This window comes from Microbispora sp. NPDC088329 (assembly GCF_040685655.1).
Classification (GTDB): Bacteria; Actinomycetota; Actinomycetes; order Streptosporangiales; family Streptosporangiaceae; genus Microbispora.
Genome location: NZ_JBFBIP010000002.1, coordinates 237971 through 250962, shown reverse-complemented (window position 1 = coordinate 250962; position 12992 = coordinate 237971). Strand labels below are relative to the sequence as shown.

General features: G+C 71.7%; 10 protein-coding genes. 7 read left to right on the top strand and 3 right to left on the bottom strand.

From position 1 onward, the window contains the following. Positions 1 to 39 precede the first annotated feature (39 nt). From AB0O28_RS05620 to AB0O28_RS05590, 7 genes are all read left to right on the top strand, one after another. Positions 40 to 1524 carry a glutamate synthase subunit beta gene (locus AB0O28_RS05620; protein ID WP_363636635.1) on the top strand — a complete coding sequence of 495 codons (1485 nt, stop codon included), beginning with the start codon at positions 40 to 42 and terminating at the stop codon, positions 1522 to 1524. A gap of 176 nt (positions 1525 to 1700) precedes the next feature. After that, entirely contained in the window at positions 1701 to 3341 is a 1641-nt protein-coding gene (locus AB0O28_RS05615; RefSeq protein ID WP_363636633.1) for a S8 family serine peptidase, read from the top strand. A gap of 442 nt (positions 3342 to 3783) precedes the next feature. Continuing rightward, positions 3784 to 5217, top strand: a complete 1434-nt coding sequence (gene pyk / locus AB0O28_RS05610) for a pyruvate kinase (protein WP_363636631.1) — start codon at positions 3784 to 3786, stop codon at positions 5215 to 5217. Between the two features lie 140 nt (positions 5218 to 5357). Further along, positions 5358 to 7139, top strand: a complete 1782-nt coding sequence (locus AB0O28_RS05605) for an ABC transporter ATP-binding protein (RefSeq protein WP_363636629.1) — start codon at positions 5358 to 5360, stop codon at positions 7137 to 7139. Next, a complete protein-coding gene (locus AB0O28_RS05600; RefSeq protein ID WP_363636627.1) occupies positions 7136 to 9055 on the top strand; it encodes an ABC transporter ATP-binding protein in 1920 nt (639 codons plus the stop codon). The genes AB0O28_RS05605 and AB0O28_RS05600 overlap by 4 nt, the downstream gene beginning before the upstream one ends. A 198-nt stretch (positions 9056 to 9253) precedes the next feature. Beyond that, entirely contained in the window at positions 9254 to 9424 is a 171-nt protein-coding gene (locus AB0O28_RS05595) for a hypothetical protein (RefSeq protein ID WP_363636625.1), read from the top strand. Beyond that, positions 9421 to 10029 carry an NAD(P)-binding oxidoreductase gene (locus AB0O28_RS05590; RefSeq protein WP_363636623.1) on the top strand — a complete coding sequence of 203 codons (609 nt, stop codon included), beginning with the start codon at positions 9421 to 9423 and terminating at the stop codon, positions 10027 to 10029. Before AB0O28_RS05595 ends, AB0O28_RS05590 begins: the two co-directional genes overlap by 4 nt. Positions 10030 to 10042: 13 nt before the next feature. Here the strand turns inward: AB0O28_RS05590 and AB0O28_RS05585 are convergent, their stop codons facing one another. The 3 genes from AB0O28_RS05585 to AB0O28_RS05575 form a co-directional block, all read right to left on the bottom strand. After that, on the bottom strand, positions 10043 to 10468 hold the full coding sequence (locus AB0O28_RS05585; RefSeq protein ID WP_363636621.1) for a thioesterase family protein: 426 nt from the start codon (positions 10466 to 10468) through the stop codon (positions 10043 to 10045). 161 nt (positions 10469 to 10629) lie between these two features. Next, positions 10630 to 11916, bottom strand: a complete 1287-nt coding sequence (locus AB0O28_RS05580) for an ABC transporter substrate-binding protein (RefSeq protein ID WP_363636619.1) — start codon at positions 11914 to 11916, stop codon at positions 10630 to 10632. Further along, positions 11877 to 12947: a branched-chain amino acid ABC transporter permease gene (locus AB0O28_RS05575; protein ID WP_363637248.1), complete on the bottom strand. Its 1071-nt coding sequence runs from the start codon at positions 12945 to 12947 to the stop codon at positions 11877 to 11879. Before AB0O28_RS05575 ends, AB0O28_RS05580 begins: the two co-directional genes overlap by 40 nt. Positions 12948 to 12992: the final 45 nt, after the last annotated feature.

Genomic DNA, 12992 nt, shown 5'->3' with positions numbered 1-12992 from the left:
CACGACCATCACCGTTAAGCGATAAAGGGGGGTACACCGATGGCTGACCCGAAGGGGTTCCTGACACACGGGCGCGAGCTGCCGGCGCGCCGCCCGGTGGACGTGCGCATCCGCGACTGGCGCGAGGTCTACGAGGACTTCCCCACGCCCGCGCTCACCAAGCAGGCGGCCCGCTGCATGGACTGCGGCATCCCGTTCTGCCACAACGGCTGCCCGCTCGGGAACCTCATCCCCGAGTGGAACGACCTCGTCTACCGCGACGACTGGCGTGAGGCGATCGAGCGGCTGCACGCGACCAACAACTTCCCGGAGTTCACCGGCCGCCTGTGCCCCGCGCCGTGCGAGTCGGCGTGCGTCCTCGGGATCAACTCCGACCCCGTGGCGATCAAGCGGGTCGAGGTCGAGATCATCGACCGCGCCTTCGCCGAGGGCTGGGTCACCCCGCAGCCCCCGGCCGCCAAGACCGGCAGGAAGGTCGCGGTCGTCGGCTCGGGGCCGGCCGGCCTCGCCGCCGCCCAGCAGCTCACCCGCGCCGGGCACGACGTCGTCGTGTTCGAGCGGGCCGACCGGATCGGCGGGCTGCTCCGCTACGGCATCCCCGAGTTCAAGATGGAGAAGCGGCACGTCGACCGCCGCATCGCCCAGATGGAGGCCGAGGGCACCGAGTTCCGCACCGGCGTCAACGTCGGTGTGGACGTCACCGTGGCCCGGCTCCGCGAGGAGTTCGACGCCGTCGTGCTGGCGGGCGGCGCCACGGCCTGGCGCGACCTGCCGGTGCCCGGTCGCGAGCTCAAGGGCGTCTACCAGGCGATGGAGTATCTCCCGCCGGCCAACAAGGTCCAGGAGGGCGACTACGACGAGTCGCCGATCTCCGCCGAGGGCAAGCACGTCGTCGTGATCGGCGGCGGCGACACCGGCGCCGACTGCATCGGCACGGCGATCCGTCAGGGCGCCCTGTCGGTGACCCAGCTGGAGATCATGCCGCGGCCGCCGGCGGCCCGCCCGGGCAGTCAGCCGTGGCCGACGTACCCGATGCTGTTCAAGATGGAGAGCGCCCACGAGGAGCTTGAGGCCGGGGCGGGCGACCGCGTGTACGCGGTGTCCACCACCGAGTTCGCGGGCGACGACGAGGGCAACGTGCGGGCGCTGCGCCTGGTCGAGGTCGAGGGCCCGGCGGCGGGGTTCACGCCGATCCCCGGCACCGAGCGGGAGATCCCGGCCGAGCTGGTGACGCTCGCCATGGGCTTCCTGGGCCCGGAGAAGGGGCCGCTGCTGAACGACCTCGCGGCGCTGTCCGGCGACCCCGAGTCGTTCTTCGACGCCCGGGGCAACGTGGCCAGGAACGCGTCGTACGAGACGTCGGTCGAGGGCGTCTTCGCGGCCGGCGACATGGGCCGGGGCCAGTCGCTGATCGTGTGGGCGATCGCCGAGGGCCGATCGGCGGCGGCGGCGGTGGACCGCTACCTGAGCGGGCGGACCGTCCTGCCCGTTCCCATTCCGCCGACCGCGCGGCCTCTCGTCTGAGATGTGACCCGCCGCCGTGGTCCCAGGGGACCGGACCACGGCGGTCGGGGTGTAAGGGATAAAACGGGCATACCCCTTCTCGGGGGCCGGGTTGCGAGCGCGCACGGCCGCCGGGGAGGATGCTGAGCCCGGATCGAGGGACCCCGGCGCAGGGGTCCCGCAACCGAGGAGGATCGTTGCACGCACGGGGGCGGCTCGCCGGGGCCATCATGTCCATCACCATGCTCGGCGGGCTGGGGGCCGTGGCACTGCCGGGGGCGGCGTCCGCGACCGAGCCCGCGCAGAACTACCTGGTCTTCTACAAGGACGGCGGCCGCGACGCCGCGCAGCGGGCGGCCGAGGCCGCCGGAGGAACGATCCAAGGGAGGGACGACAAGCTCGGCTACCTCGTCGTACGCGCGTCCGACCCCGAGAAGATCGGCGCCGACCCCTCCGTGGTCGGCGTCACGCTCGACCGTCCCATCGGCAAGGCCGCCGGCGCACCCGCCGCCTCCGCCGCCCGGCCTGTGGACCACGCGGCGGGCGGCGCCGCCCGGCGGGCGCCCGGCGGCGACCCGCTGTCGGACCGCCAGTGGGACATGAAGATGATCGGCGCCACCCCCACCGGGTCGTACGCCAAGACCCGGGGCAGCCACAAGGTGCTGGTGGGCGTCATCGACACCGGAGTCGACGGCAAGCACCCCGACATCGCGCCCAACTTCAACCGCGCGCTCAGCCGCAACTTCGTCATCGACCAGCCCACCGACGAGAACGGCAAGCAGCTCGACGGGCCCTGCGAGCACAAGGGCTGCAAGGACCCCGCCGACGTCGACGACGACGGCCACGGCACCCACGTCGCGAGCACGATCGGCTCGCCGATCAACGGCCTCGGCGTCGGCGGAGTCGCCCCCGACGTGTCGCTGGTCAACCTCCGCGCCGGCACCGACTCGGGCTTCTTCTTCCTCAAGCCCACCATGGACGCCCTGGAGTACGCCGCCGACGTGGGCGTCGACGTGGTCAACATGAGCTTCTACGTCGATCCCTGGACGTTCAACTGCGCCGCCAACCCGGGCGACACGACCAGGGAGAGCCTGGAGCAGCGGGGAATCCTGGAGGGGATGCGCCGCGCGGTCAAGTACGCCCGCGCGCACGGCGTCACGATGATCAGCGCCATCGGGAACGAGGGCCTCGACCTCGGCAAGCCGAAGACGGACGCCTCCAGCCCCGACTACCCCAAGGGCCACGAGAAGAAGCGAACCATCGACAACACCTGCCTCAACGTCCCGGCCGAACTCGACGGCGTCATCTCGGTGTCCTCCGTCGGCCCGAGCGGCCGCAAGGCGCCGTACTCCGACTACGGCGTCGAGCAGACCGACATCGCCGCGCCGGGCGGTGACATGTTCGACAGCGGCACCGGTCTTCAGGGCGCGAGCCGGGAGATCCTGGCCGCCGCTCCCGAGAACGTCATGCGTGCCAAGGGTCTCATCGACGCCGCGGGCAAGCCGAAGACGTCCTCGGTGATCCGCGAGTGCCACGACGGGAAGTGCGCCTACTACCAGTACATGGAGGGCACCTCGATGGCCGCGCCGCACGTCACCGGAGTGGCGGCGCTGATCATCGGGCGGTTCGGCAAGCCGGGCAAGGGCGGGCTCCAGATGGACCCCGCCCAGGTGGAGCGTCTGCTGTACGCGACGGCGACCCCGAAGGGCTGCCCCACCCCCCGGACCCACCGGTACGGCACGGGCGAGACCCAGCTCTGCGAGGGTCCCGGGGCGAAGAACGGCTTCTTCGGCCACGGCCTGGTCGACGCGGCACGGGCCGCCACCGTCTCGCCCTGATCCCTCGAACGCCGCCCTGAGTGGCCGGCCCTGGTCGCGTGCCCGTCTCCCGGGCGGGTCGCGCGATCGCGGCGTCCTGGCGAGCGTGGTGTCCATCCGGGCCGGCGGGAGCGTCGCGAACGCGCCGGTGACGAGCTGGACGCCCCGGAAGCGCACCGGTGTGTCGGTGTCGTCGCGCACGGAGATCTCCAGCTCGTGGGACGTCTCGTCGCTGCGCCATCGGTCGAGCGACACGGAAACGCCCGACGGTGGCGCGTCCGATTCGGTACCCTGGCCTCCGCACGCCGCCAGGGTGAACAGCGCCGTTATTACCCCCCAGGTCCGGGTACGTCCCAAGGCTGCCAAGGCTAGGGCACGCGGATGATCGCGTGAAGTGTCTGAACATTTGGCGACAGCTGTGTGCGCGTCATTGCAAGTGGTCTGTACCAATTAGGGTAGTGCTGTGAGTCGTCGAGCAAAGATCGTCTGTACCCTCGGGCCCGCCACCTCCTCGCCGGAGCGCCTACGCGAGCTCATCAAGGCGGGCATGAACGTGGCCCGCTTCAACCTCTCGCACGGCAGCCACGAGCTGCACAAGGAGGTGTTCGACCGGGTCAGGGCCGCCGCCGACGAGCTGGGCTGCGCCGTCGGGGTCCTCGCCGACCTGCAGGGCCCCAAGATCCGCGTCGGCCGCTTCGCCTCCGGCCCCGTACGGCTCGGCTACGGCGACGTCTTCACCATCACCACCGAGGACGTCCCCGGCGACCGTGACATCGTCTCCACGACGTACGAGGGCCTTCCGGGCGACGTCAAGCCCGGTGACACGATCCTCGTGGACGACGGCCGGCTGAACTTCGAGGTGACCGCCGTCGAAGGGCCGCGCGTCGTCACCCGTGTCGTCATCGGCGGCATGATCTCCGACAACAAGGGCCTCAACCTCCCCGGCGTCGCCGTCAGCGCTCCCGCGCTCACGGAGAAGGACGAGGAGGACCTGCGCTGGGCGTTGCGCACCGGCTTCGACATGATCGCCCTGTCGTTCGTCCGGTCGGCGGACGACGCCACGCTCATCCACGCGATCATGGAGGAGGAGGGCGTCCGCCTCCCGGTCCTCGCGAAAATCGAGAAGCCGCAGGCCGTCGACCACCTCGAGGAGATCGTCGACGCCTTCGACGGCGTGATGGTCGCCCGCGGCGACCTCGGCGTCGAGCTCCCGCTGGAGCAGGTGCCGATCGTCCAGCGCCGCATCATCGAGCTGTGCCGGGAGAAGGCCCACCCGGTGATCGTGGCCACCCAGATGCTCGACTCGATGATGAGCGCCCCGCGGCCCACCCGCGCCGAGGCGTCCGACGTCGCGTACGCGGTGATGGACGGCGCGGACGCGGTGATGCTGTCCGGCGAGACCTCGGTCGGCACCTACCCGATCGAGTCGGTCTCCACGATGGCCCGCATCGCGGTCGCCGCGGAGGGCACCTACCTGCAGGCCACCCACACGCTGGAGCGCCTGCCCGAGACGACCGGCGGCGCCATCGCCCGCGCCGCGGCCGAGGTCGGCGCCATCGTCGGGGCCAAGGCCCTGGTGGCGTTCACGATGTCCGGGGAGACCGCCCGGCGGCTGGCCCGCTACCGCTCGCCGATCCCGCTGCTGGCGTTCACCTCCAACCCGCAGGTGCGCGGCCAGCTCGCGCTGACCTGGGGCGTGGAGACGTTCGAGGTGCCGTTCGTCCACCACACCGACGACATGGTCCGTCAGGTGGAGGCGTCGCTGCTGTCGCTGGGCGTCTGCGAGAAGGGCGACAAGGTCGTCGTCGTCGCAGGCTCCCCGCCCGGCAACCACGGCTCCACCAACGCGCTGCGGGTCCACACGATCGGCTCCGCGGTCGCCCACCCGTCGTCCTGACGCCGGTTTCCCCCGGGCCACGGGCCTGGGGCACCCGGCGGCGGGGGAAAACCCCTTGAAGGCGCGGCGCCCTTCGACGGAGCATGACAGGAGCGAGTCGATCCGTCCTGTCAGACGCCGGAGGAGCGCTGCGCCCGTTGATGGCATCCCGCCAGGCACCCGAGCCTGATGTCCGCCTGTCGTCATGGCGCTCGCTGTGGCGGTTGAGGTCCTACCTGCGCCCCTACGTGCCCAGCCTGGTGGTTTCCTGGCTCGCGGCGCTGCTCGGGATCGCCGCAGGCACGGTGATCCCGCTGGTGAGCAAGGAGATCATCGACGGCCCGGTGGCCCACGGGGACCTCGCCGGGCTGATCCCGCTCGGGCTGCTGGCCCTCGGCCTCGGCGTCGCCGAGGCCGTTCTCACGTTCGTCCGCCGGTGGTCGCAGGCCGGGCCGGTCCTCGGCCTCGAGACCGCCATCCGCGACGACCTCTACCGGCACCTCCAGCGGCTGCCGATGGGCTTCCACGACCGGTGGCAGTCGGGCCAGCTGCTGTCCCGGGCGACGACCGACCTGTCGACGATCCGCCGGTTCCTCGGCTTCGGCGTGCTGTTCCTCATCATGAACATCCTGCAGCTCACCGCGGTCACCGTGGTGCTCCTGCGGATGTACTGGCCGCTCGGCCTGCTCGTCGCCGTCTCCGCCGTCCCGGTCGTCGTCCTGTCGCTGCGGTTCGAGCGGCGCTACATCGTCATCTCCCGGCAGGTGCAGGACCAGCAGGGCGACCTCGCCACGCTGGTCGAGGAGTCGGCCGTGGGAATCCGCACGGTCAAGGCGTTCGGCCGGCGCGAGCACGTCTTCGCGAGCTACGCCTCCGCCGCCCGCGAGATCCGCCGCACCTCCCTGGCGAAGGTGCGGCTGGCCTCCCGGTTCTTCACCTTCCTCGAAGTCGTGCCGAACGTCACACTCGCCCTGGTTCTGCTGCTCGGCGCGATCGCGGTCGGCGCCGGCGCGCTGACGCTCGGCACCCTGGTCGCCTTCACCACGCTGGTCCTGCAGCTCGTCTGGCCGGTCGCCTCGCTCGGCTACATCCTCGCCATGGGCCAGGAGGCCATGACCTCCGCCGACCGGGTGGTCGAGGTCCTCGACACGGTGCCCGCGATCAGCGGCGGCCCGGCGGTCATCGACCGCCCGCGCGGCCTCGTGCGCTTCGAGGGCGTGGAATTCCGGTTCCCGGGGGCCGGCCGTCCGCTGCTGCGCGACGTGTGGCTGGAGGTGCGGCCAGGGGAGACCGTCGCGCTGGTGGGGGCCACCGGGTCGGGCAAGACGACCCTGACCGCGCTCGTGCCCCGCCTGCTCGACGTCACCGCCGGGCGCGTCACGATCGACGGGCACGACGTGCGGGACCTGTCGCTGACCTCGCTGCGCTCGGTGGTCGCCACCGCGTTCGAGGAGCCGACGCTGTTCTCGATGAGCGTGCGCGAGAACGTCACGCTCGGCCACGGCGACGCCTCCGAGGAGGAGATCAGGCAGGCACTGGAGATCGCGCAGGCGACGTTCGCCTACGACCTGCCGTGGGGGCTCGACACCCGCATCGGAGAGCAGGGAATGTCGCTGTCGGGCGGTCAGCGGCAGCGGCTCGCGCTGGCCAGGGCGATCCTCGGTCGGCCACGGGTGCTCGTCCTCGACGACACCCTGTCGGCGCTCGACGTGGAGACCGAGGCGCTGGTGGAGGAGGCGCTGCGGCGGGTGCTCGCCGAGGCCACCGGCATCGTCGTGGCGCACCGCGCCTCGACCGTGCTGCTCGCCGACCGGGTGGCGCTGCTGCGCGACGGGACCGTCACCCACGTCGGCCGCCACGGCGACCTGCTGTCGGCCGTGCCGGAATATCGCGAACTGCTCGCCCAGGACGCCGACCTCGACCCCGAGGGATCGATGCGATGAGCCGCGAAGCGGGCAACACCGAGCGAGCCGACGAGCGAGCGGGCAACACCGAGCGAGCCGACGAGCGAGCGGGCAACACCGAGCGAGCCGATGGCGAAGAGGGGAACACAACCTGGCGGGGGGTGGCCGCCGAGGACAGGGACGACATCTCCGAGCGCGTCTCCCTGCTGCTGCGCACCCGGTCGCGCCGTCTGCTCGGCGACCTGCTGCGCCCGCACCGCGGTGCGATCGCCGTGCTCACGGCGGTCATCGTGGTGTCCAACGCGGCCGGGCTGGCCCTGCCGTACCTGGTGAAGGCGGGCATCGACGACGGCATCCCGCCCATGCTGCGCGGGCAGGGCACGGGCACGTTGCTCGCGATCGTCGGCGCGGTGCTGGCCGCCGCGCTCACGCAGGCGCTCACCAGGCAGGCGTTCCTGCAGATGTCAGGCCGGATCGGGCAGGACATCCTGCTGGAGCTGCGCCGCCGGGTCTTCGACCACTTCCAGCGCCTGTCGCTGTCGTTCCACGAGAAGTACACCTCAGGGCGGGTCATCTCCCGGCTGACCTCCGACGTCGACGCCATCGCGGAACTGCTCGACTCGGGTTTCGACGGCCTGGTGACGGCCGTGCTCACGCTGTGCGGCACCGCGGTCATGCTGCTCGTGCTCGACGTGCGCCTCGGCCTGGTGGCGCTGCTGCCGCTGCCGGTCCTGCTGCTGTTCACCCGGTGGTTCCGCCGCCAGTCGAGCGTCGTCTACCGCCGTACGCGGGAGGCGGTCGCGCTGGTCATCGTCCACTTCGTGGAGTCGATGACCGGGATCCGCGCGGTGCAGGCGTTCCGCAGGGAGCCGCGCAACCAGGAGATCTTCGAACGGCTCAACGCGGACTACCGCGCCGCCAACGTGCGCGGCTCGCGCCTGGTGGCCGTGTTCATGCCCGGCATCAAGCTGATCGGCAACGTCACCGTCGCCGCGGTCCTGCTGTACGGCGGCCTGCTCGCGCTGCACGGCACGGTCACGGTCGGCGTGCTCGCGGCGTTCCTGCTCTACCTGCGCCAGTTCTACGAGCCGATGCAGGAGATCAGCCAGTTCTACAACACCCTGCAGTCGGCGGGGGCGGCGCTGGAGAAGCTGTCGGGTGTGCTGGAGGAGCGGCCCTCGGTGGCCGAGCCCCGCCGTCCGGCGCCGTTGCCGCGTGCCGCGGGGGAGTTGCGCTTCGAGGCCGTCCGGTTCGCCTACTCCGACGGCCCGCCGGTGCTGCCGCTGCTCGACCTGGAGATCCCCGCCGGGCAGACCGTGGCCGTCGTCGGCACCACGGGCGCGGGCAAGACCACGCTGGCCAAGCTCATCGCCCGGTTCCACGATCCGGTCACCGGGCGGGTGCTGCTCGACGGCGTGGACCTGCGCGACCTGGACGAGGACACCCTGCGCCGACACGTGGTGATGGTCACCCAGGAGAACTACCTGTTCAGCGGGACGATCGCGGACAACGTGCGGTTCGGCCGGCCCGGGGCCACGATGCCGCAGATCACGGAGGCCGCCGAGGCCATCGGCGCGCACATGTTCGTCTCCGCGCTTCCCGACGGGTACGAGACGCAGGTCGGCAAGCGCGGCGGCCGGATGTCGGCGGGGCAGCGGCAGCTCGTCGCGTTCGCCCGGGCCTTCCTCGCCGACCCGGCCGTGCTGATCCTCGACGAGGCCACCTCGAGCCTCGACGTGCCGAGCGAGCGCCTCGTGCAGCGGGCGCTGCGGACGATCCTCGCCGACCGCACCGCGCTGATCATCGCGCACCGCCTGTCCACCGTGGAGATCGCCGACCGGGTGCTCGTGATGGAGCACGGCCGGATCGTGGAGGACGGCCCACCGGATCGGCTGATCGCCGGCGCCGGCCGCTTCGCCCGCCTCCACCGCGCCTGGCTCGACAGCCTCGCCTGATCCCCTCCCACCCCGCCTGATCGTGCACATCCGCGCGCGGGCCGTACACGCATGCCGGACGTCGTTCGTGGTCTCGCGATCGCCGGACTACTCCCGGCGTCTTAGCCCGGCCGGTCGCGGGTGATCCCTGTGAGGTAGCGGCAGATGACTCCGTGAGCGGGACGACGCCGGTCTCCCGCAGGGCGACGATTGCCGGTCATGAGAACCCGAGTGACGTCCGGCTTCCACGCCTTCCTGACGCGCCCGCCGTACGAACCGGCCTTCGGCCGGGAGGACCCGGTCACGATCGTGGGCCGCTACCGCACCCCCGGCCTCGAATACCGCATCGACGGCAGCGCCGATGCGATCACCCGGGCGGTGGAGTCGTGAACCTCACTCTTGTCGGCTCGACCGGCCGCACCGGCCGCCACGTCCTGGCCGGGGCGCTGCGGCGCGGCCACCGGGTCACCGCCTTCACCCGCGACGCCGCGGCCCTGGAGGCGCGGCCGCACGTCGTGGTCGAAGGCGACGGCCGCGACCCGGAGAAGATGCGCACGGCCGTGGCGGGCGCCGACGCGGTGATCTCCATCATCAACGGCGGCGACAGTCGCGACCCGCACCGCGCGGCGCAGGCCACCCGCACCATCATGCGGGCCATGACCGAGACGGGGGTCAGGCGGCTGATCGTCACCACCCCCTACCCGATCGTCGCCCGCAGGCCGTTCCCGCTCATGTGGCTGCTGCGCCGCCTGCTGGCCGTCCCCTATGCCGACGCCCGCGACCTGGAACAGGCCGTCCGGGCGAGCGACCTGGACTGGACCATCGTCCGGCTGACCCGGCTCACCGACCGGCCCGCCGCCGGGGCGGTCGTGATCCACCGCGAGCTGCCGGCCAAGCCGCGTGCCCTGACCCGGGCGGACGTGGCGAACACCCTGCTGGACATCGCGCAGGAGGGTCACCTGAGCGGCGTGGCCGTGAACGTCCACGGGCGCTGAGCCGACTACGAGATCATGCCGGAGGTGGAGGGAGGAGGCGCTCCATGGCGGGACGCAGGGGCGGGCCGATCTCCACCGGGCGGCGGGTGCGCCGGTCCACGAAGACGTGGGTGAAGACGCCTTCGGCGACCAGCGTGTCCCCGGCGAACAGGCCGAGCTCGTAGCGCACGCTGGACCTGCCGAGGTGACCGATCCGCAGGCCCACGCCGATCACCTGCGGGAAGGACACCGAGGCCCGGTAGGAGCAGCGTGACTCCACGCACAGCCCGATGGCCGGGCCCTCGTGGATGTCCAGCCCGGCCTCCTCGATCAGCCAGGTGTTGATCACGGTGTCCATCAGCGAGTAGTGCACGACGTTGTTGACGTGCCCGTAGACGTCGTTGTCCTGCCAGCGGGTGGGCACGTCCCGCCAGTGCGGATACGCTGCTCGGTCCTTCACAGGCCCAGGTCCCTGGAGGCCGGAGCCATGCGTCCGGCGGCGGGTTCCCCGGTCCGGTGGTCCTCGCCGTAGACGGTGCGTCGCATCGATTCTCCAGACGATTGTTCGGTACCGGGATAGTAGCGAGCACCCACCCCGGCGCGGGCGCCGGCCTGTCCCTGTCAGCCCACCGGCACCGGGTAGTCCTTCGCCAGCTCGGAGACCTCCGCCTCCCTGGAGACCACCGCGCCGCCGAGCGCCGCCTTATCGGGTTTGAGCACGTACGACGACCGGGAGGCGGGCTTGTCGAAGAACGTGAAGTCCATCGGCGTGCCGAAGTCGCCGCCGAAGTTCGACTGCGAGCGGTGCGCGGTCAAAACGCCCTCCCGGGTGAGGTCCTTCGCCTCGCACGCCTTCTTCATCGCCTCGTCCACGATCATCGCCGCGCTCCAGCCGGTGGGCACGCCGCTGTCGAGCGTCTCGCCTGGATACTTCGCCCGGTAGTCGGCCGCCAGCTTCCGCATCGCCGGGTTCTGCGCGCTGACCGGCGTCCCCGCCGACACGTAGGAGAAGTCCTTCAGCAGGGCCGGCCCGGCCGGCGTCGCGAGCAGCTGCGGCGAGTACGCCGAGTTGCTGCCGACGAAGGGCACGTCCATGCCCTTGGCCAGGGACACGCCGACCAGCGAGGCCGTCTGCCGGGGGCCCACCGAGACGAGCACCGCCTTCACCCCGGCCGCCTTGAACGCCGCCACCTGCGCGCTCATGTCCTGGTCGGTCGCCTTGATCTTCTGTTCGACGACCTCCAGGCCGAGCTTGCCCGCGGCGTACGTCGAGCCGTTCAGCGAGCTCTCGCCGTAGTCGCCCTCGAAGTACAGATGCCCGATCTTGTCGCCGGACTTGATCCCCTTCTCCTTCGTCAGGAACTCGACAGCGTTGATCATGTCGACGTCGTACGTCGTGCCGGTCACCTGGATGGCCCGGCTGCCGAGCAGCGTGGTCGCCCACGCCATCGGGATCGTGAGCAGCTTGTCGCCGTCGATGCGCTGCTTCAGCGCGGTGATCATCGGGGATCCGATGAACTGCACGATGGCCGCCGACTTGGGCGCGACCTCGGTGTAGGCGGCCACCGCCTTCTGCGTGTCATAGCCGTGGTCGCGCACGACCAGCTCGTACTTGCGGCCGCAGACGCCACCGGCGGCGTTGACCTGGTCGAAGTACAGCTGCTGCGCCTGCGTCTGGCTCTTACCGAACGACGCGTACGGGCCGGTGAGGTCGGTGAGCGCGCTCACGGTGATCGTGGTGGCCGTGACGCCGGGGCCAGTCTTGGTCCCGTCACCGCCGGCCGCGGCCCCGGCGCCTCCGCCACCGCCCGTGGCCTTGCCGCTGGCGCAGCCCGCGGCCGAGGCCGCGACGGCCAGGGACAGCAGGGTTATCGCCGCGACGCCGGCGCGGGTGCCGATTTCGCCCATCTGAGCTCCTTGAGTCGAACGCGGCCGAGCCGCGTGGCGAGCCCGGCCAGACCGCCGGGCAGGAACAGCACCACCGCGACGACGGCGGCGCCGTAGAGGATCCGCGCGGCCTCGGCGGGGGAGACCCCGCCGGAACCCGGCTCGGCCACCAGCGGCAGGGCGTCGCTGTAGCGCGTGAGCAGCTGGGGGAGCAGGGAGACGAACGCGGCCCCGGCGACCGCCCCGGCGACCGACCCCAGGCCGCCGATCACGATCATCGCGAGGTAGTCGAGCGACAGCAGCACGCCGAAGTAGTCCGGCACGACCTGCTGGAAGACCAGGGCGACCAGCACCCCGGCGAGCCCGCCGTACATGGACGACAGGACGAACACGCCCGCGCGGTACCGGGCGACGGGGACGCCCATGACCCCCGCGGCGATCTCGTGGTCCCTGATCGTGTTCATCGCCAGGCCGGGGCGGCCGCGCAGCACGCCCTTGGCGAACGCCGCCGCCCCCGCGAGCAGCACGATCCCGAGGAACCACAGCCGTTCGAGCGAACCGAACGGCACGTTCAGCACCACCAGCTCCGGAGTGTCGGCGAAGACGAGACCGAACAGCTCCATCGGCGGCACCGGCCGTCCGTTGAAGCCGCCGGTCACCGGCTCGGCGTTGAACAGGATGTGCTGCCCGGCGAAGATCAGGCCGAGCGTGGCGATGCCGAGGTACGCGCCCCTGAGGCGGCCCGCGATCGGGCTGAACAGGCCACCGGACACCCCCGCGACGGCCACCGCCGCCACGGCCGCGAGCGGCGTCGGCAGCCCTGCGTCCGACGACAGGGAGACGTAGGAGTACGCCCCGACCGCGAGGAAGAAGGCATGTCCCAGGGACAGTTGCCCGGTCGCCCCGGTCAGCAGGGTGATCCCGATCGCGCCGATCGCCGCCGACATCGCGAACAGCCCCGCCTGCAGCCAGAACCCCTCCAGGTAGAAGGGCACCGCGACGGCCACCGCGACGGCCACCGCGAGCGCCGCCGCCCACAGCGCGGCCCGCAGGGGCCGGAACGCGCGCCGCCCGGACGTGGCGGGCGTGGGCACGGT